Raw genomic sequence first — 26,126 nt, forward strand, 5'->3', positions numbered from 1 at the left:
TCTCGACGGCACGTCGATATCTTACCGACACGCTGTCGGTATCTTTACGTGACAGTTACTACATTAGGTAGTAATTGCAGGTGGGAGAAGTATTCTGATCCCATGGCCGTCGACGTGGAGACCGTGAGGCGCATGCGCGCGGTCTTCGTGTGCGGAATCTCGGCCACTCTGAGCGTCGCGGCGCACGCTGTCGCGGGTGGTGCCGTGCCGCACCAGGACGTGCTGGTGTTCCTCGCCGGTCTCGCCGTCGCCTCCGGGATGCTCGCCGCGGAGACCCGTCTGCCGGTGCCGCTGCTCCTCGTCCTCGGTCAGGTGGCAGGGCACCTCGTGCTCGGACTGCACGACGGTCACCTGCACACCCCGACACCGGAGATGCTCGTCGCGCACGCCGCTGCGGTCGCCGTGGCTGCCCTGCTCGTGCACGGCGCCGAGAAGGGTTGCGAGGTCGCGCTCGCGGCCCTGTGCCGGATACTCCCCGAACTGTTCCGCGCGCTGCCCGTGGCCGCTGCGGAATCCACCCGCATCACCCACCGGCCCCGCGTGGGTCCGGGGATCCGGCACGTCGGCGGGGTGGGAAGTCGCGGGCCACCCGCAGTTCTCCGCTAGGTCCCTCACTCGGTCGTCTCCCGACGACCGTTCGTTCGGCGTGCCCGTATGCCGCCACCGATCCACGGAGAATCATGAAGAAGACCCTGCTCTGCACCGCGAGCGTCGCCGTCGCCGTCGCACTGTTCGCGACCGCCTGCGGATCCGATGCCGCCACGACCTCGGCGGATGCCGTCGTCGTCGCCGATGCCTGGGTGAAGGCCTCCGACACCGGGATGACCGGAGCCTTCGCCGAGATCGAGAACACCGGAAGCAACGACGTGCACATCGTGGGCGCGTCCAGCCCCTCGTCCGCCTCCACCGAACTGCACGAGATGGTGTCCGCGGAGGGCACCTCCATGGTCATGCAGGAGATGGGCGACGGACTCGTCGTCCCCGCCGGGACCACCCACGCCCTCGTTCCCGGCGGTGATCACCTCATGCTCATGAATCTCGTCGAGCCCCTGGGACCCGGCAGCACGGTGAGCTTCACGCTCGAGTTCGCGGACGGTTCCACCGAAGAGTTCACCGCCCAGGTCCGCGACTTCGCCGGAGCACAGGAGGAATACGTGCCGGCCGACGGAGCAGCGCACGATGGCTAGGTTCACTCGTCGCGCGCTGCTCGGGGGCGGTGTCGCCGCGCTGGGTGCAGCAGGACTCGGCGCGGTCGGAGGTGGGACGGCGGTCGCGTCCCGCATCCCCGAACCGATCGGCGCGCGGACCGTGGAGATCCACGGAACCTATCAGGCCGGTATCGACACCCCCGCGCAGTCGTTCGCGTCGTTCGTGGCACTGGACCTCGCCGAGGGCGTCGATCGTGACGGGCTCGTCGGGATCATGCGGGTGTGGGCCGAGGACGCCCGGCGGCTCACCACCGGGACACCGGCGTTGGGCGACACCGAACCCGAACTCGCCGTCGACCCGGCCCGGCTGACGGTCACCGTCGGCTACGGTCCCGCGGTCTTCGACGCCGCGGGCCTGACCGACCGGCGACCCGCGTGGCTGAAGCCGCTGCCGGCCTTCCCGATCGACCGGCTCGAGGAACGATGGTCGGGCGGCGACCTGCTGTTGCAGGTCTGCGCCGACGACCCGGTGACCGTCTCGCACGCGGTCCGCACACTCACCAAGAGTGTGCGATCGGTGGCGACGGTCCGCTGGATCCAGCGAGGGTTCCGGCGCGCGGCCGGCACGCGACCCGACGGGACGACGATGCGCAACCTCATGGGGCAGGTCGACGGCACCGTCAATCCCGCGCCGCACAGCCCGGATTTCGACCGGCAGGTGTGGAATCCGGGCGACCCGCCGTGGATGGCCGGTGGCACCTCGCTCGTGTTACGCCGGATCCGCATGGAACTCGACACCTGGGACGAGCTGGACCGTCCCGCTCGGGAACTCGCCGTCGGCCGGCGACTGTCGAACGGTGCTCCGCTGACGGGCTCGGAGGAGCACGACGATGCCGACTTCGAGGCCATCGACCGGTTCGGCATCCCGGTGATCCCGCCGGAATCGCACGTCGCGCGGGCGCGTCCCCGCACGGGCGACGAGCAGTTCCTGCGACGGGGTTACAACTACGACGACCAGGACGGCGCCGGACTGTTGTTCGCCGCCTACCAGGTGGACGTGGAGCGTCAGTTCGTCCCGGTGCAGCAGCGCCTCGCCGAACACGACGCGCTGAATCCGTGGATCACCCCGATCGGGTCGGCCGTCTTCCTCCTCCCGCCGGGTTTCGGGCCCGACGGCTATCCCGGCGACGTCCTGCTGGGTGTCTGAGACAAGTCCGCGACGGATGTGGAATCGAGGTCTAGCCTCGATTGTGTGACCGAGATTACACAGATACGTCAAGGCTTCGCGTCGTTGCGGGAAGGCGGTCTGAACTGGGACGCCTTCCCGCTGCGTCTCTTCGCGAAGGGCAACGCAGCACATTGGGACCCGATGGACATCGACTTCTCCCACGACGCCGACGACTGGGCCTCGCTCAACTCCGAGCAGCGCCGCAGTTCGACCTATCTGGTCGCGTTGTTCGTCGCGGGTGAGGAGGCCGTCACCCAGGACATCCTCCCGTTCCTCCGCGCGATGGAGGCGGAAGGGCGACTGGGCGACGAGATGTACCTGACGCAGTTCTGCTACGAGGAGGCCAAGCACGTCCAGGTGTTCCGTCGCTGGATGGACACCGTGGGACTCACGTCCGACCTGCATCCCTTCGTCGCCGAGAATCCCTACTACCGGAAGCTGTTCTACGAGGAACTACCGCACAGCCTCCGCGTCCTCGAGAGCGATCCGTCGCCGGCCAACCAGGTCCGCGCGAGCGTCACCTACAACCACGTCATCGAGGGCAGTCTCGCGCTGACCGGGTACTACGCGTGGCAGAAGGTGTGCACGAAGTTCGGGATCCTTCCGGGCATGCAGGAGATCATCCGGCGGATCGGCTCCGACGAGCGCCGACACATGGCCTGGGGCACGTTCACCTGCAGACGGCATGTGGCAGCGGACGATTCGAACTGGAACGTCGTGCTGCAGCGGATGGAGGAACTGATTCCCCTCGCGACCGGCATGATCCAGTGGCAGAACGAGCAGTTCGACGAACAGCCCTACGGCCTCGACAACGACGAGTTCATCTCCTACGCGGCGGACCGGGCCCAGAGACGGCTCGGCGCAATCGAATCCGCGCGCGGGCGTCCCCTCGAGGAGATCGATCTCGATTTTGCTCCCGCGGTGCTCGAGGACCGTTTCGGCGACGAGGACGCTGCCGCTCTCGCCGCAGTGCCCACTCCCGATCGCATCCCGGCGGAGCGAGCGGGGGAGTAGTCAGAGCAGCACGCCCACGACGAGCGCGATCAACACGAGAACGGCAACGGCTGCGATGGCCACCGTTCTCGTGTTGCCGCCGCCGGTCTCCTCCTCGGTGTCGGCGGTGAGAACGGGCACGGGCGCGGACTCCTCCGCGGCGTTGCGCGCGCCCACGAGGTTCTCGGCGTCGATGCGCCGCTCGAGTTCGCGCAGTCGCGCGAGACCACCGGTGAGAACGTCGGTTTCGTCGTAGGAGGGTGGCAGTCCGATCCTGGTCTTGTTGGTCTCGCGTGCCGGGGTGAATCCGGCCGCGAGGATCGCCGCGCCGAGCGCCGCGGTCTGTTCCGGTCCCGGGCCGACGAGACTGCGCACCGTGAGCTTCGTGGCGAGGCTGTTCGCGATCCCCTGGATATGGGTGCGGTCGCGTGCGACGAGACCGTCGCCCATGACGACGACCGCCTCGAGATTGTCCGGAATCCAGCCGAACGATCCGAGGGCCGTGGCGAGTTGGGCTGCCGGGGACGGAGCGCCCTGGGCGGGAGTGCGGTAGGCCTTGCCGGCGGGCACGCCCGAACGCACGAGGGTGACGGTCGAGCCGCCGTCGTCGAGGTGGAAGACCCCGACGAGCTGGCCCGGGGTCTCGGATATCTCGGAGGCGTACCAGGCGGCGGCCGCCTGCGCGTCGGACACGAGGTCGACGTGTCGCAGATCCGCATAGTCCAGGGCCGCGCGCAAGGTCGCGATGGTGTCCGGATCCCAGTGCGACGGGTAGGTCGCGGCGTAGCCGGGGTCGCTGTCGCGGTCCATGCCGCCGAAGGTGGGCAGCGGGTGGCACTCCCGCAGCAGGCAGTGGATGGCGGTGGCCATCGCGTCCTCGGCGCGGTACATGCGACCGTCGCTCGCGGTGATGCCCGATGCGTCGCCGACCCGCGTGAGGAAGCCCGCGATCGTGCGCGCTTCGTCGCCGTGCGCCACGCTGCCGAGTGACGTGTTGCCGTCGTGGTCGACGTGCAGGACGGAGTCGCGGGCGAGGACGACAGGGTCGGGAGTGCCGGGTTCGTTGGACGCGATGACCGCCGTGGACACGACTCGCCCGATCCGGAGGCCGACACCGATTGCCATGTCTTCCCTTCCCTCGAGAGGCTGCTCGTCCGTCTTGCCGGCGAGACCCGACTCGCTCCGGGTGCGCCGGACAAATGCACCGCTTCGGGCGCGAAGAACGATTGTGGCAGACAGGGTGGGAAGTGCCGACCTTACTTTCCGGTAAGTACGTGTTACAGTCCGTACCGCCGTGACGAGGGACACACGGCTCCGGTGGATCCAGGTGGAGGAACAACACAATGGGGCGTGCTCGGAAGTGGATGGCCGCGGCGGTGACCACGACGGTCCTCGCGGGTGGACTTCTCGGAACCGCGACGACAGCGGGAGCCGAGACGGACTTCTATCTCCCGCCGGATCCGCTGCCGACGAGTGCTCCCGGCGACGTCCTGCGCACGGCACCGTCCGATCTGGCGTTGCGCGCACCCGTCGCCGACGGTGTCTTCCCCGGTCAGGGCACCAAACTGCTGTACCGCAGCAACGACGCCAAGGGTGCGCCCAACGCGGTGAGCGGCACCTACATCGAACCGTCGACGCCGTGGGACGGTCCCGGCGACCGGCCGCTCGTCGCACTGGCCATCGGCACCCACGGTCAGGGTGACCAGTGCGCGCCGTCGCGCAATCTCGGGGCGCTCGTGAACTACAACCCGCCCCTCGACTTCTTCACCGAGTACGAGGTGCTGTCGATCAACGCGCTACTGCTGCGCGGCATCGCCGTGGTCGTCACCGACTACGACGGTCTCGGTACGCCGGGGCACCACACCTACGTGAACCGCGCCGCCGAGGCCCACGCTGTCCTCGACTCGGTGCGTGCGGCGCTGAAGCTCGAGAACGCGTCGGTGACGGAGAACAGCCCGGTCGGCCTGTTCGGTTACTCGCAGGGCGGCGGCGCGTCGGGCGCTGCGGCCGAGCTCGCACCCGAGTACGCCCCCGAACTGAACCTCGTCGGCGCCTACGTGGGTGCTCCGCCCGCCGACCTGGTGGCCACGCTGAAGCAGATCGACGGCACACTGCTCACCGGTGCCATCGGATACACGATCAACGGCCTGGCCGACGCCTACCCGGAGATCCGCGACGAGATCGACGCCGAGGTCAGCGATCACGGTCGCGAGATGCTCGCCGCGGTGGCGAACCAGTGCGTCCCGGAGACGATCGCGAACTTCGCGTTCCAGCGCACCGGCGACTACACCCGCACGGGTGAGCCCCTCGACGTCGTGCTCGAGCGCCTTCCCCAGGTCCAGAAGATCCTCGCGGAGCAGCGCATCGGCAACCGCACCCCGGCCGTGCCCGTCCTGCTCCAGCACGGCACGCAGGACGACACCGTCCCTTACGGTCAGGGCCGTCAGCTGGCGCTGGACTGGTGCGACAAGGGCGCGACGGTGCAGTTCCTGCCCAACACGACCCCGCCGATCCTGCCCGGCTTCATCATCAACCATGCGGTGCCGATGATCGGCGGACTGCCCGAGTCCGTCTCGTACATCGAAGCGCGACTGCGCGGTGAGCCCGCACCGTCGAACTGCGGAGCCTTCTGACGCTCCGACCGATCCACAACGGAGCCGGCCCGCACTCCCTTTCGGGATGCGGGCCGGCTCCGTGTGCGGGGACTACACCGAGTGTCGGGTGTCGATGATCCGGCGCGCGACGTTCGTCTCGGTCGACGGACCCGGTTCCCAGCGGGAGATCCACGGGCCGGTGCCCTCGCTCGGATCGAGCACGCCGCGCTCGAGCCACTCGTATCTACCCTCGAGAACGCCGGCCGCGGTGCGACGGTCCTCGGCGTCGGTGTTCGTCCACAGGGCGTCGAACAACTTCTCCACACGCAGCCGCGACTGCTTGCAGAAGGCGTCGGCCAGTTCGAAGGCCGCGTCGGCTTCCGGATGCCCGTCCACGCGTTGCCGTTCGGCGCGCACGCACACGGCGGTCGCGGCGAACAGTTCGCCTCCGATGTCGACGATCCGGCCGAGGAAGTTCTCCCGCTTCTCGAGTCCGGCCTGCCAGCGGGCCATCCCGTAGAAGGTCGAGCGGGCGAGCTTGCGCGAGCTGCGTTCGATGTACCTCAGATGCGGTGCCAGGGAACCGAATTCGTTGTAAGTCCGCGGTAGTTGCCCCTTGCCGGCGACGAGCTTCGGGAGCCACCGGGCGTAGAACCCGCTCGCCCGCACCGCGGCCTGCGCCTTCTCCTTACCGGTCGAATCGGGGTCGGCGAGTTCGCCGGCTGCGCGCAGGTGGGCGTCGACCGCCTCGCGGGCGACGAGCAGACGCATGATCTCGCTCGACCCCTCGAAGATCCGGTTGATCCGCAGGTCGCGGACGAGTTGCTCTGCGGGAACAGCCCGTTCGCCGCGCGCCGCGAGCGACTCGGCGGTCTCGTAGCCGCGCCCGCCGCGGATCTGCACCAGCTCGTCGGCGATGAGGCATCCCATCTCGCTCGCCCACAACTTCGCCAGTGCCGCCTCGATGCGGATGTCGTTGCGCTGCTCGTCGTTCATCTGGCCCGACAGCTCCACGACGGACTCGAGTGCGTAGGTGGTCGCGGCGATGAACGAGATCTTCGCGGCGACGGCCTCGTGCTCACCGACCGGCTTGCCCCACTGCACCCGCTCCGACGACCATTCGCGAGCGATCTTCAACGCCCACTTCCCGGCACCCGAACACATCGCGGGGATGGCGAGGCGACCGGCGTTGAGCGTCGTCAACGCGATCTTCAGCCCGTCGCCCTCACGCCCGATCAGGTTCTCCTTCGGAACCCGCACCTTGTGCAGCCGGGTCACGCCGTTCTCGATGCCGCGCAGACCCATGAAGGAGTTCCGGCGTTCGACGGTGATGCCGGGCGAATCCGCTTCCACGACGAAGGCGGAGATCCCGCCGCGATGGCCCTCGCTCTTCGGTACGCGGGCCATGACGACGAGCAGTTCGGCCACCACCCCGTTGGTCGTCCACAGCTTGACGCCCTCGAGTTCGTAGGCACTGCTGTCCTCGACGGGGGTGGCGGTGGACGCGAGTCGCGCGGGGTCGGACCCGACGTCGGGTTCGGTGAGCAGGAAGGCCGAGATGGCGCCGCGCGCGCATCGCGGCAGGAAACGCTGCTTCTGCTCGGGGGTGCCGGCGAGCTTCAACGGTTCCGGCACACCGATCGACTGATGGGCCGACAACAGCGCCCCGATGCTGGGGTGCACGCAGGCGACGACCGTCAGGGCCCGGTTGTAGGCGACCTGCGACAGCCCGAGACCGCCGTACTCCTGCGGGATCTTCATGCCGAAACAGCCGAGCTCGGCCAGTTCACGGACGTATTCGTCGGGTATCCGCGCGTCGCGTTCGATGCGGCCGCCGTCCATCGAACTGCATGCCGCGCGCAAGCGCGCGAGGAACTCCTCGGTGCGGGAATCCTCGTCGGGAGTCGGTCGCGGGAAGGGGTGAACGAGGTCGAGGGTGAGCCGTCCGAGGAACAGTTCCTTCGCGAAGGACGGCTTGTTCCACTCGGATTCGCGGGCCTGCTCCGCTACTTCGCGAGCCTGCCGCTCGGTTACTTCGTGAGCCTGCCGCTCGGTGACCTGTGGGGTTCGATCATCGGCGCTGTCTGCCATGACTGCCTCCGGGTCGCGTGCCTACTGGTGAGTATGCACCCGGATGTGTCGCTTATCACAGCTTCGGACATGTCGATCATGAAGCGGTCGAGATGTGAAGGAGATCACTGACGCGGAGGTTGTCGGGGACGTGCCGGTACTCCCGGATACGCCTACGCTCGAATCGTCACCGACGACGCGCCCCGCCCGTCACTCGCCGATCCCCACCGCGGATCGGAACGGAGGTGGCCATGGAATTCCTGGCCTTCGTCCCCGTCCTGCTCACCTTCCTCGGCGCGCTCTACTTCGCGGCGTGCCTCATCGTCGACCATGAGATCCGATCCGCGGAACGAGAATTCGGCACCGCGACCGGCGATCAGGCCTCCGAGGTGTCGGTGGACTCGGGGGAGACCGGCGTCGACGCGGCCTCTCCGGTCGTCGTCGCGGCGGATTCCGCCGGCCGCACGCGCGGCGGTTCCGGAGCGATCGGCGGGTGAGCCGGACGGCGTCGCCGGTAGAACACGACCCCGCCTGCGGCCACGACGGCAACCGCGCCGGCGACGACGAGACTGACCCGCCTGCCCGTGCGCTCCGGACGCGAGGACGACTTCGCGGCACACCGCTCGGCCGCGGCACGCCGGGCCACCGAGAACAGTCCGCCCGCGACGTCCAGACCCTTGCGTGCTGCGAACAGTCCGGCCGCACTCGAGCCCTGCGCGAGCGCTACCGCGCCCTCGCCGGCCACGCGGAGAGCACCCGCGAGATTGCCGGATTCGTCGTGGCGTCGCACGAATGCCGGAAGCCACACGGCGTCGGTCTCGGCATGAATCAGCTTGCTCATGCGTCCACTCTTCCATACCGCCCGGACCTGCAGTCGTGACCGGAGAGCGTGTCCCGCGCCGCCTGTCCTGCCCGGGCAGCGGGCAATGGCACCATGGTGGGGTGACTTCACCGCATCAGACAGCAACGGCCACGCTCCACACGAACCGCGGCGACATCGCGATTGCTCTTTTCGGCAACCACGCGCCGAAGACGGTCGAGAACTTCGTCGGCCTGGCTCAGGGCACCAAGGAGTACAAGACCCAGAACGCCAAGGGCGAGACCAGCGGTCCGTTCTACGACGGCGCGGTCTTCCACCGCGTCATCGACGGCTTCATGATCCAGGGTGGCGACCCCACCGGCACCGGCCGTGGCGGTCCGGGCTACCAGTTCGGCGACGAGTTCCACCCCGAGCTGCAGTTCGACCGCGGCTACCTGCTCGCGATGGCGAACGCCGGCCCGGGCACCAACGGCTCGCAGTTCTTCATCACCGTCGGCCCGACCCCGCACCTCAACCGTCGCCACACCATCTTCGGTGAGGTCGTCGACGCCGAGTCGAAGAAGGTCGTCGACGCGATCGCGACCACCGCCACCGACCGCGCCGATCGCCCGGTCGACGACGTCGTAATCAACAGCATCACCATCTCCTGAGAGAGTTCCCATGACGAACCCCGGCTGGGGCTCCGCGGCCGAGGGTGGTGGCCCGCAGCCCCAGCCGCGGTGCGTTCGCCATCCCGACCGCCCGACCCTTCTCGCCTGCTCCCGATGCGGCCGGCCCGCGTGCCCCGAGTGCCTGCGTCCCGCCTCGGTCGGTCAGCACTGCGTCGACTGCGTCGCCGCGGCCGAACGGTCGACACCGCAGGCCCGCACCATCGCCGGCGCACCCGTCCGCTCCGATCGGCCCTCGCCGATCGTGACGTACGTGCTCATCGCGCTGAACGTGCTCGTCTTCGGCATCACCGCCGCGCAGTCGGGCAGCGTGATGACCAACGAGCAGGGCTCGGAGCTGTTCCTCGACTGGGCGCTGTGGCCGCCCATCATCGCCGCGCACGACGAGTACATCCGGATCCTCGGCAGCGGCTTCCTGCACTTCGGCCTGCTCCACCTGGCCGTCAACATGTTCGCCCTGTGGGTGATCGGCCGCGACACCGAACTCGTGCTCGGACGCGCCCGGTACCTCTCGGTCTATCTCGTGTCGATCCTCGGCGGATCCGCCGCGGTGATGTTCATGGAGACCGGTGCGGTCACCGCCGGAGCGTCGGGAGCAGTCTTCGGTCTGCTCGGCGCGCAGGCCGTCATCCTGCTGCGCCTGCGTCGCAGCCCGGCACCCGTGCTGACCATCGTCGGCCTCAACGTGATCATCAGCATCACCATCCCGGGCATCTCTCTGTGGGGTCACCTGGGCGGTCTCGTCGCCGGTGCCGCCGCGACCGCGGCCCTGCTCTACGCCCCGCAGTATCTCGGTGCCGGCACCGACCGGGACCGCATCGTGCGCACCGGGTGGATCGCGCTGGTCGCGGTCGTCGTGGTGACGCTGGTCGCGATCGTGCTGGCCGTCGTGCGGCTACGCGATCAACTGGGCGTCTGATCGGGCGCGAGATCGCGCACCGCCAGCGCGGCGTGCACGTTCCGCGGGTCGGTGCCCAGATCCCACCGGCCGAAGATCATCAGGTTCTCCGTGCCGGTCGCGGGGTCGATCGTGTCGATCTCGAGCATCGGCACCCGCCGCCCGAAGCGCGGGTACTCGACGATCCGCACGCGGTGCAGTGCCACCCGCGGGAACTCGCGACGACCCGTCAACCGCATCGTCGCGATCCCCGTTCCTCCGGGGAGCACTTCGAGACGCGGACGCTGTCGCAGCGCGAGCGCGACCATCACGAGGACGAGCACCGCCGCGAAACCCACCAGCACGCGACCGGCCGCGTCGGGAACCGCGACGGCGGCCGTCACGGCAAGGGCGATACCGGCGGCCGCCAACGCCGCTATCGCGGCGGGCGGCGTCGCCCACCGCAGCGGTGTCTCGTCGGGCATCTGCGTCCTCTTCCGATTCGTTCCCCGGAGACCTCTCACCGGGTTGTGCACAGTGTTATCCCCAGGTGGGGATGAATAACATCGGTGTAACCCGAGCGAGGTGGGGGTCAGCGCCAGTTCATCGTCATGATCAGACCGACCACCATGAACCCGAAACCGATCAGGAAGTTCCAGGCACCGAGATCGTTCATCCACGTGATCTGCTCGGCCGCGAGGTAGTAGACGATCAGCCACAGCAGCCCGATGACCATCAGGGCGAGCATCACCGTCACGTACAACGTGCTCGACGGCGTGCCCTTGACCTTCACGGGTGTGCGGCTCACCGTCCGGGTCGCGGAGACGTCCTTCTTGCGAACCTTCGACTTGGGCATGGTGTCCTCGTTCTCACGACTCCACCCGTCGTACACGGGTGGAGTGGTCGGTCAACTACCTGTTGAGATCACGCTAACGTAAGGCCAGGATCGGAGGTACGACGTGTCGGAACGACGGCTGCGCGCGCCCGTGTGGGGTGTCGCGACCCTCGTCGTGTGCCTCGTGGCCGGTCTGCTCGTGGGCACCACCCGCGGAGTGTCCGAGGGCGACGAACTGCGCGCCGGCGACTCCCCGCGACTGTCCGATCTGGTACGTGCCGCGCAGGAGAAGGCCGACGAACTGGCGGCCACCCGAGACGATCTCACCGCGCGCATCGACGAACTACAGGACCGTGCCGCGGTGAACGACGAGGACGTCGCCGCAGTGCTCGACGACCTGTCCGCGATCGAGGACCCGGCCGGCCTCGTGGCCCGCCGCGGTCCGGGCGTGACCGTCACCCTCACCGACGCACCCCGCGACGCCAACGGGCGCTATCCGTCCGGTGCCTCACCCGACGATCTCGTCGTGCACCAGCAGGACGTGCAGAGCGTGCTCAACGCGGTGTGGGCCGGTGGTGCCGAGGCCGTGGCCATGCAGGACCAGCGGATCGTCGCGACGTCGGCGCCACGCTGCATCGGTAACACGCTGCTGCTGCACGGGCGCACCTACTCGCCGCCCTACGTCGTCACCGCGCTCGGCGACCCGGCACGGCTGCAGGCCGCGCTCGACGCCGAGCCCGGTATCCGCATCTACAAGCAGTACGCGGCCCGCTATCAACTCGGATACACGCAGCAGGCGTCGGAGGATCTGTCGGTCCCCGCCTACACCGGGAGTTCGTCCGCGCGCTGAGACGTGCCCGATTCGGACACCGGGCGGGTCGCCCTCTACCGAGCACCGGGCGGGTCGCCCTGTAGCGAGCACCGGGCGGGTCGCCCTGTAGCGAGCACTGAGTACCCTCGTCTCATGCGCATTCTCGTCGTCGACAACTACGACAGCTTCGTCTTCAACCTGGTCCAGTATCTGGGGCAGCTCGGAACGACGGCCGACGTGTGGCGCAACGACGACGAGCGGCTCACCGCGCCGGGTGCTCTCGCGCGGGTCGCGAAGGACTACGACGGCATCCTCCTCAGCCCCGGCCCGGGTACACCCGAACGCGCCGGGGCGAGCATCGACCTGGTGAAGGCATGTGCCGACAGCAGCACTCCGCTGCTCGGTGTGTGCCTCGGCCACCAGTCCATCGGTGTCGCGTTCGGCGCGACCGTCGACCGCGCCCCCGAGCTGCTGCACGGCAAGACCAGCCTGGTCCGCCACAACGGTGCCGGTGTGCTCGCGGGCCTGCCCGATCCGTTCACCGCGACCCGCTACCACTCGCTGACCGTGCTGCCCGAGACCATGCCCGCCGAGCTCGAGCCCACCGGCCACACGGAGACCGGCATCGTCATGGCCCTGCGTCACGTCGAGCTGCCGATCCACGGTGTGCAGTTCCATCCCGAGTCGGTGCTCACCCAGGGAGGTCACCGGATGCTCGCGAACTGGCTCGCGGCCTGCGGCGAGGCTCCGGACGAGACGCTCGTCGCGCGCCTCGAGGCGCAGATGGCACGCGCGCTCGACGGCGGAGCCGCCTGACCCCCAATCAACGACGAAAGGCGCCGGTCCCTTCCAGGACCGGCGCCTTTCGTCGTTGATCAGCTCGCTCAGCGGATGCCGAGCACACCGACGCCCACGGTGATGGGCTGGTTCTTCGAGATCTCCGAACCCGGCGGCTGGGCCTGCGTGATCACGGTGCCGACGAGATCGACATCGAGTGTCGCCTCACGCGTCTGCTGGAGCTGGGAGGCGTTGCCCGTCCAGCCGGCGCCGCGCAGGGCAGCGAGTGCGTCCGAGACCGACCGGTTGGTGATGACGGGCATCTCGATGCGGTCGCCGTTCGACACCCGCACCGTCACCGTCGACCCCTGTTCGGTGGAGGCGCCACCGGCGGGGCTCGTCGACACGACGGTGCCCTCGGTCTCGCTGGAGTCGATGTTCTCGACGACGACCTCGAAACCGGCGCCCTCGATGTTGTCGCTCGCCACCTCGACGGTCTGGCCCACCACGTTGGGGACGCGTACCAGTTCGGGACCGGATCCCACAGTGATGGTGATGGGGCTGTCGCGGTCGACACTGGCTCCCGCACCGGGGCTCTGGTCGACGACGAGGTCCTCGTCGTCGGCATCCGACGGAGCGCGTCCGACGTTCGGGTCGAGCCGGAGACCGACGGCGGACAGCTCCTGGGCGGCGCGTTCCTGCGTCATGCCTTCGAGCCGCGGGATCTGCACCTGTTCCGGTCCTGTCGACACCTCGAGGGTGACGGTCGAACCCTCCTCGGCTTGGCTCCCGGGCACGGGACGGGTGTTGATGACGTTGCCGTTCGCGACGACCGGATCGCTCTTCTGCTGGATCGAGACCCGGAAGCCGGCGTTCTGCAGCTGGCTCTCGGCGAGCTCGGCGGAGATGTTGCGGACGTCGGGCACCGCGACCTGGGCGGCCGTCGAACCGGGGCCGAGCGACCACAGGAAGACGCCGACGATACCGACCACAGCGACTGCGGCGATGCCGAGCAGCACCTTCTTGAGAACCGAGCCGCCGCCGGAATCCTCGGCGGGTGCCCCGGCAGCGCCGGCGGCCGCGACGCGGCTGTGCCGGCCCGTGTTGTTGTCGACGGAGTCGATCAGCGTCGTACGGTCCTCGTCGGTCATCACCATCGGCGCACTCGGGCGCTGTCCGCTCAGCACGCGGATCAGGTCGCTACGCATTTCCGCGGCCGACTGGTAGCGGTTCGCGGGGTTCTTCGCCATCGCCTTGAGGATCACCGAGTCGAGCTCGGGCGGCACCGACGAGTTCACCGACGACGGCAGCGGCGGATCCTCCCGCACGTGCTGGTAGGCCACCGCGACGGGCGAGTCGCCCTTGAAGGGGGGCTCGCCGGTGAGGATCTCGAACAGGACGCAGCCCACCGAGTACACGTCGGACCGGGCGTCGACCTGTTCACCGCGTGCCTGCTCCGGGGAGAGGTACTGCGCGGTGCCGATCACCGCGGCGGTCTGCGTCATCGGGCTCGCGGCGTCGGAGATGGCCCGGGCGATGCCGAAGTCCATGACCTTCACCGCGCCGGCCTTGTTGATCATGACGTTGGCCGGTTTCACGTCGCGGTGCACGATCATGTTGCGGTGGCTGAAGTCCAGGGCCGCGCACACGTCGGCAATGATCTCCATCGCCCGCTTGGGGGTCATCGGCCCGTCGGCACGGACGATGTCGCGCAGCGTGTCGCCCTCGACGTACTCCATGACGATGTACGGGAGCGGCCCGGCCTCGGTCTCGGCCTCACCGGTGTCGTAGACGGCGACGATCGCCGGATGGTTCAGCGCAGCGGCGTTCTGCGCTTCGCGCCGGAAGCGCAGGTAGAACGTGGGGTCGCGTGCGAGGTCGGCACGCAACACCTTGATGGCCACATCCCGGCCGAGCCGCAGATCCCGCGCGAGGTGCACCTCGGACATACCGCCGAAGCCGAGGATCTCACCCAGCTCGTAGCGGGAGGAGAGCTTGCGGGGTGTGGTCATGACGTTCCTTGGTTGTTCGTACCGTTGCTGGTTCCGGATGAATTGTCGTCCCCTCCACCGGCGGCCTCGGGGTCGGTCTCGTCGTCGCCGTCACCCTCCGCGCCGCCCGTGCCGCCGTCGCCGCCACCCGTGTCCTCCGCTGTGGTGGTCGTCGCCGTCGTCGTGGTCGGGACCGTCGTGGTGGTGGGCGGTTGCGTCGTGGTCGGCTCGGTCGTCGGCTCCACCGTGGTCGTCGGCGGCTGCGTCGTCGTCGTGGTCGGAGGGGGTGTGAAGGTCTCCGTCTCGACGGGCGGCGGCAGCGGCACGAACGTCGTCGTGGTGGTCAGCGGCGGACGGGTCGTCGTGGTGGTCGCGCGGGTCGTGGTGAGCTGCGTCGTCGGCGACGGAGCGCGCGGGGTCTCCTCGTCGTCGCCGCCCAACAGCACGATTCCCAGAGTGACCAGGGCGAGCACGACTGCCGCACCTGCGGCCCAGGCCAGCGCTGTGGGACTCGGCGACCGTCGTCCGTCGTCGTCGGCGGGCACTCCCGCAGTCGGTGGACCTGCCACCGGCGGACGGCCGGCGGTCGGCGGCTGGGCCGAGCGGGGAACCGACGAATAGGCCGTCTGGTCGTACTGCGTCGGGTGCAGGGCACGGGTCGAGGACGTGTGGGCCGTCGTCCCGGGCACGCCGGGCGGAAGCACCCGGTTGGCGCTGGTCACCGGCGGCACGTTGCCGGGCGGGGGCACGGGCCGTCCGGACCGCACCGCAGCGACGGCGTTGGCGAACTCGCCGCCGTTCGAATAGCGGTAGGCGGGGTCCTTCGACATCGCGATCTCGATGAGTTCGCGCACCTCGGGCGGAAGATCCGTCGGCAGCGGCGCCGGGGTCTCCTGGACGTGCTTCATCGCGACCGTCACGACGCTGTCGCCGAGGAACGGACGTCGGCCCGACAGCACCTCGTAGCCGACGACGGCCAGCGAGTACACATCGCTCGCGGACGTCGCCTCCTGGCCCAGTGCCTGCTCGGGAGCGATGTACTGCGCGGTGCCCATCACCATGCCGGTGCGGGTGACCGGGGAGGCGTCGACCGCCTTCGCGATACCGAAGTCGGTGATCTTCACCTGGCCCGTCGGGGTGATGAGGATGTTGCCCGGCTTGACGTCGCGGTGCACCACGCCGGCGTTGTGGGCGGCCTGCAAGGCGCGTCCGGTCTGCTCGAGCATGTCGAGCGCATGCGGCAGCGACAGGCGTCCGAGCCGCGACAGGACGGCGTTGAGCGGTTCGCCGTGGACGAGTTCCATCACGAGATAGGCGATGGACTGGCCTTCGGCGTCGGTGGTCTCGCCGTAGTCGAACACCCCGGCGATGCCGGGATGGTTGAGCTGGGCGGTGGTGCGGGCCTCGAAGCGAAACCGGGCGAGGAAGTCCTCGTCGCCGGACAACTCGGCCTTGAGGACCTTCACCGCGACCCGCCGGTCGAGCCGGGTGTCGAGTCCTTCCCACACCTGACCCATTCCGCCGGTCGCGATGAGTCGCTGGAGACGGTAACGGTCGGCGATCATGGCGCCGCTGCTCAGAGCCATGTCAGCCTCCCTGTAATCCGGCCGAGATGACGGCCCGTCCGATCGGGGCGGCCACCGAGCCGCCGGTCGCGGCGAGAGCTCGGTCGCCGCCGTCCTCCACGATCACCGCGACGGCGATGCGGGGTTGTTGTGCAGGTGCGAATGCGATGTACCAGGTGTGCGGCGGGGTGTTCCGCGGATCGTTGCCGTGTTCCGCGGTGCCCGTCTTCGACGCGATCTGCACGCCCTGGATGGCACCGCCACCGCCGGCATTGTTCTCGGCACCGATCATCAGGTCGGTGAGGGTCGCCGAGACCTCCGGCGAGATCGCCTGGCCCAGCGATTCGGGCTTGGTCTCCTCGAGCACCGTCAGGTCGGGTCCCTGCCGACGGTCGACGAGATACGGCTTCATGCGCACCCCGCCGTTTGCGATGGTCGCGGCGATCGACGCGTTCTGCAACGGAGTGAGGGCCACATCACGCTGGCCGATGCTCGACTGGCCGAGTGCCGCGCCGTCCGGGATGGGCCCGACGGTGCTCGCCGCGACGGGCAGCGGCACGTCGAGGGTCTCGCCGATGCCGAGCTTCTCGGCCTGCGAGACCAGGGCCTCGCGTCCGTCGTCGATGCCCATCTCGACGAAGGCCGTGTTGCACGACCGCGCGAAGGCCTCCCGCAGCGTCACCGTCGGTGCGTCGCCGCACGCCGCTCCGCCGTAGTTCTCGAGGGTCGTCGCGGTGTCGGGCAGGGTGATCTGCGGTGCCGCGGTGAACTGCGTGTCGGGGGTGACGCCGTTCTCGAGCGCCGCCGCCGTCACGACGACCTTGAAGGTCGAGCCCGGAGGGTAGGTCTGGGAGATCGCACGGTTGAGCATCGGCTTCTCGGGATCGGCGTTGAGCTCGTCCCAGGCCTGTGAGGTCGCGGCACCGTCGTGTCCCGACAACCGGTTGGGGTCGTAGCTCGGAGTGCTCACCATCCCGAGGATCCTGCCGGTGCTCGGTTCGATCGCGACCACCGAGCCCGTGTAACCCTTCGAGGTCAGCTCGTCGTAGGCCACCTGCTGAACGACCGGATCGATCGTGGACACGACGTTTCCGCCGCGCGGGTTGCGGCCCGACACCAGGTCGAACAGGCGACGTCCGAACAGCAGGTTGTCGGAACCGTTGAGCAGCGAATCCTCGGACCGCTCGAGTCCGGTGCTGCCGTACTGCATCGAGTAGAAACCGGTCACCGGCGCGTAGGCCAGCGGGCTCATCGGCTGGGTCGGCGGCGCCGGGTATTCGCGCAGGTACTTGTAGCGGCTGTCGGTGGGCACCGACACCGCGAGAGCCTGACCGGCCGCGACGATCTGTCCGCGCTGACGGGAGTACTCGTCGATCAGCACACGCGAGTTGCGCGGATCGGTGCGGAGATCGTCGGCCTTGATGACCTGCACGTAGGTGGCGTTTGCGAGCAGCGCGACGACCATGAACATCACGGCCATCGCGACCTTGCGGAGCGGACCGTTCATTCGCGCCCCATCATTTCCGTCTTGGCCTCGGCGATCGGCGTGGGCGCCTTCTTACGGGGGATCGCGGGTTGGCGGGCAGCGTGCGAGATCTTCATCAACAGAGCCAGGAGCAGATAGTTTGCGAGCAGCGACGAACCACCGTAGGACACGAACGGTGTGGTCAGGCCGGTCAGGGGGATCAACTTCGTGACACCGCCGACCACCACGAACAGCTGGACGGCGAGGGTGAACGACAGGCCGGCGGCGAGCAGCTTGCCGAAGCTGTCGCGCACCGCCAGCGCCGTGCGCATGCCGCGGACGACGAGGATCAGGAACAACAGCAGGATGGCGGCCAGACCGATCAGGCCGAGTTCCTCACCGATCGCGGCGACGATGAAGTCGGTCTTCGCGAACGGCACCTGCCCCGGCCGTCCGCTGCCCAGGCCGGTGCCGGCGACTCCGCCGGTCGCGAGACCGAACAGCGACTGGGAGATCTGGTAGCCGGTGTTGTTGTAGTCGGCGAGTGGATCGAGCCAGGTCTCCACACGCACCCGCACGTGACCGAACATCTGGTACGCCGCGTAGAAACCGACGGCGAGCAGCGAGAATCCGATGATCAGCCAGCCGACGCGTTCGGTCGCGATGTAGAGCATCACCAGCACGGTGGTGAACAGCAGCAGCGACGTGCCGAGGTCCTTCTCGAAGACCATCACACCGATCGAGATGATCCAGGCCGCCAGGATCGGGCCGAGATCGCGGGCACGGGGGAAATCCATCCCCAGGAAGTGCTTGCCCGCGGTGGTGAACAGATCGCGTTTCGCCACGAGGACCGATGCGAAGAAGATGATCAGCAGGATCTTCGCGAACTCACCGGGCTGGATGCTGAAACCGGGCAGCCGGATCCAGATCTTGGCGCCGTTGACCTCGGAGAACCTGCTCGGCAGCAGGGCCGGGATCGCGAGTGCGATGAGGCCGATGAGACCGAGCGTGTAGCTGAACCGCGCGAGCAGGCGGTAGTCGTGCAGGAACACGAGCACGACGATGAACAGCGCAATGCCGAGCGCCGTCCACAGCACCTGCTGCGTCGCATCGGGCGACGGCGGCGGCAGGCCCATGTAGCGGGCGTTCTCCTGATCGGACAGGTCGAGCCGGTGGATGAGCACGAGTCCGAGACCGTTGAGCAGCGCGACGATCGGCAACAGCAGGGGATCGGCGTACTTCGCGAAGCGCCGGACCGCGAGATGCGCGGCGAGGAACAGCGCCGCGAAGGTCGCCCCGTACTTGAGCAGGTCGAGGGTCAGCGCCTGCTCCATCGAGACCTCGACGAGCATGAGCGACACGGTCGTGACACCGATGGCCGCGATGATCAGAGCCAATTCGGTGTTGCGCCGGGTCGACTGGACGGGAGCCGGGGCGAAACCTCCCGGAGGGCTCGGGAAGGCCCCCACACCATGGGACACCGACATCAGGCGCCCACCCTGCAGTTCTGACCGGGGATCTGGGGCGCGGGCTCGGGAGCCGGCTCCATGTTCGGAGCGGGTTCGCCGGGAGTCGGCTCGCCGGGAGTCGGCTCGCCGGGCTGTGGCTCACCGGGCTGGGGTTCACCGGGCTGGGGTTCACCGGGGAGCGGTTCGCCGGGCTGGGAGGCCGGTGCCGGTTCGCCCGGCTGCGGCTCACCGGGCGCCGGGGGCTGCACCGCGGGTGTCTCGGTGGGCTGGGTGCCGTTCGGTCCGGGAGCCGGCGTCGGCTCTCCCGGACCGGGGGCCGGTGTGCCGGGCGTGGGCTCGGGTTCCTCCGGGGTGCACACCGGCAGCAGGTCCAGTTCGGCGAGCCGCTGCATCTGTTCGCGGGTGTCGTCGAGCGACCCCGACGGAAGACCGGCACGAACCTGTTCGCGGGCGGCGGGCCACAGATCGTCGACGAGCATCACCCGGCACGACGCGCTGGCGGGGTCGACGAGCGTGAGGTCGCCCTCGTCGGTGATGCACCCGACGCGCGCGGGCTCCTGCAGGGAATAGCCGAAGACGTCGCCGGGGATGCCGCGCAGCACGGTCACACGACCGTCGTCGGCGCCGACGTAGTAGTTGTTGCGGATCAACTGACGGCCGACGAACAGACCGCCGACCAGCACTGCGATCACCACTATGGCGGCGACGGGCCACCACAGGCGGCTGCGCTTCTTCTTCGGCTCGGGCTCCGGAGCCTTGTTGATGACCCGCTTGGGGGTGGCGCGCGGCGGTCGCATCGCAGCGGCGCGACCCGCTGCGGTATTCGGCGGGGGAGTGTCCTCGTCGTCGTCCGCCGATGCCGCACCGGCAACGATGGGATGCGACTGGCCGTAGTCGAGATCGATCACGTCGGCGACGACGACAGTGACGTTGTCGGGACCGCCGCTGCGCAGTGCCAGCTCGATGAGCCGGTCGGCGCACTCGTCGTGCGTGCCCTGCCGCATGGTGTCGGCGATCGTCTCGTCGCTGACGACGTCGGACAGGCCGTCGGAGCACACGAGATAACGGTCGCCGGCGCGGGCCTCGCGCACGGTGAGCGTCGGTTCGACCTCGCTGCCCGTCAGCGCGCGCATGATCAACGACCGCTGCGGGTGCGTGTGCGCCTGCTCGGGGGTGATGCGGCCCTCGTCGACGAGCGACTGCACAAAGGTGTCGTCGCGGGTGATCTGGGTGAGCTGACCGTCGCGCAGAAGGTAGGCGCGGGAGTCGCCGATGTGCGCGAGGCCGAGCTTGCTACCGGCGAACAGGATGGCCGTGAGCGTCGTGCCCATACCGTCGAGTTCGGGCTCCTCCTCCACCTGGTCGGCGATCGAGGCGTTGCCTTCGCGGACGGCCGCGGCGAGCTTGCCGAGAAGGTCGCCGCCCGGCTCGTCGTCGTCGAGGTGGGCGAGCGCCGCGATCATCAGTTGCGAGGCGACCTCGCCGGCTGCGTGGCCGCCCATGCCGTCGGCGAGGGCGAGCAGGCGGGCACCGGCGTAGACGGAGTCCTCGTTGTTGGAGCGCACGAGGCCGCGGTCGCTGCGGGCGGCATATCGGAGTACGAGGGTCACGGGCGGAGCTCGATCACGGTCTTGCCCACCCGGACCGGGGTTCCGAGCGGGACACGGACAGCGGTGGTGACCTTCGCGCGGTCGAGATACGTGCCGTTCGTCGACCCCAGGTCTTCGACGTACCAGTCGGAACCTCGCGGCGACAGGCGTGCGTGGCGCGTGGACGCGTAGTCGTCGGTCAGCACGAGTGTGGAGTCGTCGGCACGGCCGATGAGAACCGGTTGGGTGCCGAGCGTGATCCTCGTGCCGGCCAGCGCGCCCTGCGTGACCACCAGATACTTGGCGGTCTTGTTACGGCTCAGCGTCGGCAGCACCGACTGCTTGGGGGAGTAACGCGGGAGCGGTCGCGCGGCACCGGCGTAGATGTCGGACCGGAGCGTGCGCAACACCGCCCATACGAACAACCACAGCAGGAGGAGGAATCCCGCTCGGGTCAGCTGCAGAATCAGCCCCTGCACGGTGCATCCTCCTTCGGGGTAGTCGACCGGTCGTGTTCCTGGTCGTGCGGTCACTCACAATACGGACACCGGACGACTCCATGCAGCGTCCGACGCGCTGTCACACGCGTCGGACGGTATGAACGGGTCCGGTCGGTCCTTCGATACCGGCTGATCAGAGGATGCGCACGAGGATTTCGGAATGCCCGGCGCGAATCACGTCACCATCGGCGAGCTGCCAGTCCTGCACCGAGGCGCCGTTGACCGTCGTGCCGTTCGTCGACCCGAGATCGGAGAGCATCGCGACCTGGCCGTCCCAGCGGATGTCGATGTGGCGACGCGAGACGCCGGTGTCGGGCAGGCGGAACTGTGCGTCCTGGCCGCGGCCGATGATGTTGCTGCCCTCTCGGAGCTGGTAGTAGCGACCGCTGCCGTCCTCGAGCTGGAGCGTCGCGGTCAGCACCCGACCGGCAGTCGGAGACTGGTAGCCGCCCTGCTGGTAGCCCTGATCGTAACCGGGAGCCGCGGCGGCGTAACCCTGGTCGTAGCCGCCCTGCTGCGCGCCGTACTGCTGGTCGTAACCCGGCTTTGCGTAGCTCTGCTGACCGTAGGCCTGCTGATCGTAGCCGCCCTGCTGGTAACCCTGGTCCTGGTAACCCTGGTCGTAACCGGGCTGCGCGTAACCCTGCTGGCCGTACGCCTGCTGGTCGTAGCCACCCTGCTGCGGATAGTCGTGGCCGTAGTCCTGGCTGTACGCCTGCGGCTGGGCGCCCTGGGCACCGTAGGCCTGCTGGTCGTAACCGCTCTGGTCGTAGCCGCCCTGTTGGTAGTCCTGCTCGCTGTAGGCCTGGCCGTACGCCTGCTGGTCGTAACCACCCTGCTGGTCGTAGCCGCCCTGAGCCTGGTCGTAGCCGGCGTTGCCGTAGCCCTGGTTGTAGCGCTGCTCCTGGCCGACGTGCGCGTGACCGTTGCGTGCGTACTGCGGTTCCGCCTCGGCGGGGTCACGGCTGGGGTCGTAGCCGGGGTTCTGCGTCATTGGGCCAGCTCCTGGTTCAGAGGTCACGGGTGGGCGGTTCTGTGGGTTCCGCGGTGACGGAGCACGCGTCGCTGAGCGCCCCGCATCGGGATCTACCGAGCCGCGAGTCCGGAACTGCCCGGTGTGCAGTGCCGACGACGACTCGAAGACGACTTGGATCTCACCGTATGTCTGCCATCCCTGTTCTCGGATGAAGTCCTCAAGGTGACGGGAGAATGCCTTCACAGTCAAGTCCCGATCCGCTGCGAGGGCGTCGTGATCGGTTTCGCTGATCGTGATGACGTAGTGATTGGGGGCGAGCATGTGGCCCCGATCGAGCTGTTGGACGCCGTCCGTTGCCTCCTGCTGCAGCGCCGCCTCGACTTCCTGGGGCACGACGCCGCCCCCGAACACGCGGGCGAAAGCGTCGCCGATCGCGGCCTGGAGTTTGCGCTCGAAGCGCTGGGCAATACCCATGGCGACCCCCTTTCCGTACTCAGCGTGTCGCAATGCAGATCTCGTCACTGCATGGTATCCACTTTTCCCCGGATTCGACCCTGCGGTATTCGGCACGTCTCCGACGGATGTGCTCGGCACTCGAACCGGCGGCGCTGGCAGCCCGCTGACCAGGCGAATAGTTGTTTGACTCCGGTGTGTGTTACTGTTTTCGGCGTTGCTCGGGCGAGTGGCGGAATGGCAGACGCGCTGGCTTCAGGTGCCAGTGTCCTTCGGGACGTGGGGGTTCAAGTCCCCCTTCGCCCACAGTGTGCAGTTCCACGAACTGTGACGGACGAGGTCACGAACTCTTCGGAGATCGTGACCTCGTCCTTTTCGTCGTGGTCTTCCGGGCTGTCGGCCCTCCGGCCGGTCAGTCGCTCGGGTGCCGATCCGCGGTGAGGTCGACACGGATCTGTGGTACGGGCACGCTCGTGGGTACTCGGGTCCGTCGATTGCCGTGCGCGGCGGCGAGTTGTGGCCCGGTGAGATACAGGGCGAGGGACAGATCGGCGTCCTCCACCCACGCACCGCGCAGGTCCGCGCCGAGCAGATCGACGCCGGCGAGGTCGCATCCCCTGAGGTCGGCGCCGATCAGTACCGCGCCCCGCAGGTCGGCGCCGCACAATCGGTGGGCACGTAGATCGGTTCCGGCGAGATCGGCGCCCGGGACCAGGTCCGGATGTATCCGCTCGTCGTCGGCGAAGTACGAAGCCCGTACCTCCGCGCTGACCTCCATGAGGACCGGTCGAACGCGGGCGCGTATCTCGGCAATGTCGAGGGATTCGAGTTCGCCCACGCTCCGGCGGGTCAGGGATACAAGGGATGCGACGAGTTCCCGCGCGGTGTCCGCGGTTTCCGGATCGTAGGTGCGTTCCTGGGCCTCGAGCAGATGCCACATCATCTCGTGCAGCTCTTTCACGACGGCGAATGCCGAGAACATCCGGTCGCAGGTCTCGGATCGATCCTGCCGGCTCACACCGGCGAACAACCGCTGGGAGACGGCCTGGCCGGCACCGAAACAGTCGAAGACCGTGCAGCCGCGGAAGCCGCGGGACGGCAGCGTCTCATGGATGGTGCACGAGAAGCGCGCGTCGAGATGTCGGCACGGTGACCCGGCGAGCTTGTCCTCGGCGAAGTCCGAAGACCTCGTGAATCCGAAAGCCGTGCAACACAGTGCGAAGCAACGGCTGCAATCGCCCCGAAGGTCGGATCGGTGAACGATCGGTGATGGGGACGAGTGACGTGATGGGGTGAGCATGTGAACTCCGAGAGTCGATTCCGATGCATGACGGGATCGGGGAACCCTGGCGCGGGTTCCCTCTCGGGGCACACAGAATCACCGCCGCCTGCAGGCGCGGTTCGCGGATGGCGCGGGACATCCGTCTCACGGATACACGGTGCTGATCACTGGACACGAAAATACCAGCAGGCACGCGCGGTGTCAGCGGGCCGGACGGCTGTCGTCGAACCTGGGAAGACCCCGCGTTCAGACGCTCGCTTCGCGCGACCCCGCTTGCGTCAGGGTGAGGTGCAGCAACTCGCCGAGGGCGTCACGGCTACGCGTCAGGCAGGCGATCCGACCGTCGAGATCTTTGATCTCGCCGACGAGACGAGCAGCGAAATCTCTGTCGCACTTGTTCGTCCACGTTCCCTCGCGGTCGTCACGTTGCTCGAGGACGATCGCGACCAGCCGCGTGGGTACGCCCGAGGTGACGAGGTCGCGGATCAGCTTCGCGCGTGCCACGTCGTGGTCGGTGTAGTCGCGGTAACCGTTCGCACTCCGCTTCGGATGGATCAGGCCTTCCTGTTCGTAGTACCGCAGCATCCGGGTGCTGAGGCCGGTTCGCCGGGACAGCTCGCCGATTCGCATGACTCTCCCCGTTTCGGGCTTGACCTTGACACCGATGTCAACGTTCAGCATGGTGCCATGACCGATACCGACGCACGTGAACCGACGGGAATTCCCACGGCGACGACGATGTCGAACGCTCCTTCGACCGATCACGCACTTCCCCGGGCGACGCTGATCGCCCTGTCCTTCTCGACCTTCGCGACGGTGACCGTGGAGATGCTCCCGTCCGGCCTCCTACCGCAGATCGGACGTGGCCTGGGCGTGGAACCTGCCGTGGTGGGAGGTCTGGTCACCGCGTGGGCGCTCACGATCGCCGTGACGAGCATGCCGCTCGTCCGGGTCACACGGAACGTCCGCCGCACTCGGCTGCTCCCGGCCGCGCTCGCGGTGGTGGCGGCCGCGGTGCTGGCGACGTCGCTCGCGCCGACCTTCGAGATCGCCCTCGCCGGCCGGATCGTCTCCGCGGCCGCACACGGCGTGTTCTGGGCGGTGATCGTCGTGTACGTCTCCGAGATCGTGGCACCCGACCGGATCGGGAGGGCCTTGGCGATCGTGCTTGCGGGTCCGGCGGTCGCGGGACTGGTGGGTCTTCCGATCGGGGCGGCACTGGTCGACGTCGTGGGCTGGCGCGGTGTCTTCGGAGGGGCGTCGGCGATTCTGGCGGTCACCGCGATCGCCCTGACGCTGATTCTCACCGACCCCGGCAGGACCACCGGGAGTGAGGGGAGCTTCGGGGCGGACGAGCGCACCTCGGGCTCGGGCTGGGACCGCAGCGCGATCGCGTCCACGGGCACGGCCCTCGCAGGAACACTCGTGCTCCTGGGACATTTCGTGGTGTTCACCTACATCTCGATGATCGTCACCGACGCGGCCCGGTTCGGATCCGGATCTCTGGCGATTCTCCTGGCGGTGTTCGGAGCGGCCGGCGCTGTCGGTGTCACGGCCTCCGGATGGTTGTCGGACCGTTGGCCGAGAGCAACCGTCCCCGCCACGGTCCTCGTCCTGCTCACCGCGTTCGTCATCGTGACCGTCGCGCCGACGGTGCCGGTGTTGTTCGTGATCGCGATCGTGCTGTGGGGACTCGTCTCCGGGGTGTTCCCGCCTGCGATGCAGGTCCGGGTCCTCCGGTTGGCATCCGCGCGATTCCGCACGACCGCCCGTGGGGTCGTGGTCGCGACCTTCGATCTCGGAGTGGCCGCCGGTGCCGCCTTCGGGGGCGCGGTGGTCGGTTCCGGCGTCGACCGTCTCGCGCCGGTGGCCCTGGTCGTCACCACCGTCGGTGCAGTCGCTCTCGTGCTCCTCGCCCGGGTGGGAACGGCGCCGGTTCCGTCTCCGTGATCCGGGCAGCGTCCGATGACTTCGCGTAGTTCACGGGGTCTTCCTCTTCGTACCGGTCGATCGGG

24 protein-coding genes and 1 tRNA gene are annotated in these 26,126 nt (G+C 68.5%); 11 read left to right on the forward strand and 14 right to left on the reverse strand.

The features are described 5' to 3' along the window. Positions 1–102: 102 nt before the first annotated feature. From C6Y44_RS00105 to C6Y44_RS00120, 4 genes are all read left to right on the forward strand, one after another. A complete protein-coding gene (locus C6Y44_RS00105; protein ID WP_120280955.1) occupies positions 103–606 on the forward strand; it encodes a hypothetical protein in 504 nt (167 codons plus the stop codon). Between the two features lie 74 nt (positions 607–680). Next, on the forward strand, positions 681–1,187 hold the full coding sequence (locus C6Y44_RS00110) for a copper chaperone PCu(A)C (protein WP_159417102.1): 507 nt from the start codon (positions 681–683) through the stop codon (positions 1,185–1,187). Further along, positions 1,180–2,355: a Dyp-type peroxidase gene (locus C6Y44_RS00115; protein WP_159417101.1), complete on the forward strand. Its 1,176-nt coding sequence runs from the start codon at positions 1,180–1,182 to the stop codon at positions 2,353–2,355. The genes C6Y44_RS00110 and C6Y44_RS00115 overlap by 8 nt, the downstream gene beginning before the upstream one ends. Positions 2,356–2,400: 45 nt before the next feature. After that, on the forward strand, positions 2,401–3,390 hold the full coding sequence (locus C6Y44_RS00120; protein ID WP_059381966.1) for a R2-like ligand-binding oxidase: 990 nt from the start codon (positions 2,401–2,403) through the stop codon (positions 3,388–3,390). Here C6Y44_RS00120 and C6Y44_RS00125 read toward each other — a convergent pair whose 3' ends face one another. Next, positions 3,391–4,494, reverse strand: coding sequence for a hypothetical protein (locus tag C6Y44_RS00125; RefSeq protein ID WP_059381967.1), 1,104 nt, complete (start codon positions 4,492–4,494; stop codon positions 3,391–3,393). A gap of 218 nt (positions 4,495–4,712) precedes the next feature. Here C6Y44_RS00125 and C6Y44_RS00130 point away from each other — a divergent pair, with 218 nt between their 5' ends. After that, a complete protein-coding gene (locus tag C6Y44_RS00130) occupies positions 4,713–6,002 on the forward strand; it encodes a lipase family protein (RefSeq protein ID WP_059381968.1) in 1,290 nt (429 codons plus the stop codon). 72 nt (positions 6,003–6,074) lie between these two features. Here the strand turns inward: C6Y44_RS00130 and C6Y44_RS00135 are convergent, their stop codons facing one another. Continuing rightward, the gene (locus C6Y44_RS00135) at positions 6,075–8,054 is read right to left on the reverse strand and encodes an acyl-CoA dehydrogenase family protein (RefSeq protein ID WP_159417100.1); all 1,980 of its coding nucleotides are present in this window, start codon (positions 8,052–8,054) and stop codon (positions 6,075–6,077) included. A 355-nt stretch (positions 8,055–8,409) separates the two neighbouring features. Continuing rightward, a complete protein-coding gene (locus tag C6Y44_RS00140; protein ID WP_159417099.1) occupies positions 8,410–8,874 on the reverse strand; it encodes a hypothetical protein in 465 nt (154 codons plus the stop codon). Positions 8,875–8,975: 101 nt separating this feature from the next. Between C6Y44_RS00140 and C6Y44_RS00145 the strand changes: the two genes are divergently transcribed. Next, entirely contained in the window at positions 8,976–9,503 is a 528-nt protein-coding gene (locus C6Y44_RS00145) for a peptidylprolyl isomerase (protein WP_016691095.1), read from the forward strand. Between the two features lie 10 nt (positions 9,504–9,513). Beyond that, positions 9,514–10,440 carry a rhomboid family intramembrane serine protease gene (locus C6Y44_RS00150; protein WP_120280963.1) on the forward strand — a complete coding sequence of 309 codons (927 nt, stop codon included), beginning with the start codon at positions 9,514–9,516 and terminating at the stop codon, positions 10,438–10,440. Here the strand turns inward: C6Y44_RS00150 and C6Y44_RS00155 are convergent. Further along, positions 10,425–10,883 carry a PH domain-containing protein gene (locus C6Y44_RS00155; RefSeq protein WP_120280964.1) on the reverse strand — a complete coding sequence of 153 codons (459 nt, stop codon included), beginning with the start codon at positions 10,881–10,883 and terminating at the stop codon, positions 10,425–10,427. The two genes, C6Y44_RS00150 and C6Y44_RS00155, sit on opposite strands and share 16 nt — an antisense overlap. Positions 10,884–10,990: 107 nt before the next feature. Beyond that, a complete protein-coding gene (gene crgA, locus C6Y44_RS00160; RefSeq protein ID WP_006550938.1) occupies positions 10,991–11,254 on the reverse strand; it encodes a cell division protein CrgA in 264 nt (87 codons plus the stop codon). 103 nt (positions 11,255–11,357) lie between these two features. Between crgA and C6Y44_RS00165 the strand changes: the two genes are divergently transcribed. Together C6Y44_RS00165 and C6Y44_RS00170 are read left to right on the forward strand one after the other, a co-directional pair. Beyond that, on the forward strand, positions 11,358–12,083 hold the full coding sequence (locus C6Y44_RS00165) for a DUF881 domain-containing protein (protein WP_159417098.1): 726 nt from the start codon (positions 11,358–11,360) through the stop codon (positions 12,081–12,083). A 114-nt stretch (positions 12,084–12,197) separates the two neighbouring features. Further along, the gene (locus tag C6Y44_RS00170) at positions 12,198–12,860 is read left to right on the forward strand and encodes an aminodeoxychorismate/anthranilate synthase component II (RefSeq protein ID WP_159417097.1); all 663 of its coding nucleotides are present in this window, start codon (positions 12,198–12,200) and stop codon (positions 12,858–12,860) included. Positions 12,861–12,928: 68 nt separating this feature from the next. Here the strand turns inward: C6Y44_RS00170 and pknB are convergent, their stop codons facing one another. From pknB to C6Y44_RS00205, 7 genes are all read right to left on the reverse strand, one after another. Beyond that, the gene (pknB, locus tag C6Y44_RS00175) at positions 12,929–14,833 is read right to left on the reverse strand and encodes a Stk1 family PASTA domain-containing Ser/Thr kinase (RefSeq protein ID WP_159417096.1); all 1,905 of its coding nucleotides are present in this window, start codon (positions 14,831–14,833) and stop codon (positions 12,929–12,931) included. Beyond that, on the reverse strand, positions 14,830–16,398 hold the full coding sequence (locus tag C6Y44_RS00180) for a serine/threonine-protein kinase (RefSeq protein ID WP_159417095.1): 1,569 nt from the start codon (positions 16,396–16,398) through the stop codon (positions 14,830–14,832). The genes pknB and C6Y44_RS00180 overlap by 4 nt, the downstream gene beginning before the upstream one ends. Before the next feature lies 1 nt (position 16,399). After that, entirely contained in the window at positions 16,400–17,884 is a 1,485-nt protein-coding gene (locus tag C6Y44_RS00185; RefSeq protein WP_106200896.1) for a peptidoglycan D,D-transpeptidase FtsI family protein, read from the reverse strand. After that, positions 17,881–19,329, reverse strand: a complete 1,449-nt coding sequence (locus C6Y44_RS00190; protein ID WP_159417094.1) for an FtsW/RodA/SpoVE family cell cycle protein — start codon at positions 19,327–19,329, stop codon at positions 17,881–17,883. Before C6Y44_RS00190 ends, C6Y44_RS00185 begins: the two co-directional genes overlap by 4 nt. Then, on the reverse strand, positions 19,329–20,921 hold the full coding sequence (locus C6Y44_RS00195) for a PP2C family protein-serine/threonine phosphatase (RefSeq protein WP_159417093.1): 1,593 nt from the start codon (positions 20,919–20,921) through the stop codon (positions 19,329–19,331). The genes C6Y44_RS00190 and C6Y44_RS00195 overlap by 1 nt, the downstream gene beginning before the upstream one ends. Then, positions 20,918–21,379 (reverse strand): FHA domain-containing protein FhaB/FipA, encoded by a 462-nt coding sequence (locus C6Y44_RS00200; protein ID WP_006550946.1) that lies wholly within the window; start codon positions 21,377–21,379, stop codon positions 20,918–20,920. Before C6Y44_RS00200 ends, C6Y44_RS00195 begins: the two co-directional genes overlap by 4 nt. 154 nt (positions 21,380–21,533) lie before the next feature. Further along, complete coding sequence (locus C6Y44_RS00205) at positions 21,534–22,850, reverse strand: DUF3662 and FHA domain-containing protein (RefSeq protein WP_159417092.1); 1,317 nt, start codon at positions 22,848–22,850, stop codon at positions 21,534–21,536. Positions 22,851–23,052: 202 nt separating this feature from the next. On the opposite strand from C6Y44_RS00205, the gene C6Y44_RS00210 reads away from it, so the two are divergent. After that, a tRNA-Leu gene (locus tag C6Y44_RS00210) sits at positions 23,053–23,135 on the forward strand. A 106-nt stretch (positions 23,136–23,241) separates the two neighbouring features. Here the strand turns inward: C6Y44_RS00210 and C6Y44_RS00215 are convergent. Next, on the reverse strand, positions 23,242–24,129 hold the full coding sequence (locus C6Y44_RS00215; RefSeq protein WP_174246958.1) for a pentapeptide repeat-containing protein: 888 nt from the start codon (positions 24,127–24,129) through the stop codon (positions 23,242–23,244). A gap of 228 nt (positions 24,130–24,357) precedes the next feature. Then, positions 24,358–24,741 (reverse strand): MerR family transcriptional regulator, encoded by a 384-nt coding sequence (locus C6Y44_RS00220; RefSeq protein WP_159417091.1) that lies wholly within the window; start codon positions 24,739–24,741, stop codon positions 24,358–24,360. A gap of 57 nt (positions 24,742–24,798) precedes the next feature. On the opposite strand from C6Y44_RS00220, the gene C6Y44_RS00225 reads away from it, so the two are divergent. Then, positions 24,799–26,061: an MFS transporter gene (locus C6Y44_RS00225; protein WP_192378601.1), complete on the forward strand. Its 1,263-nt coding sequence runs from the start codon at positions 24,799–24,801 to the stop codon at positions 26,059–26,061. Positions 26,062–26,126: the final 65 nt, after the last annotated feature.

Origin of the sequence: Rhodococcus rhodochrous (assembly GCF_014854695.1) — a bacterium.
In the GTDB taxonomy this organism is placed as follows: domain Bacteria; phylum Actinomycetota; class Actinomycetes; order Mycobacteriales; family Mycobacteriaceae; genus Rhodococcus.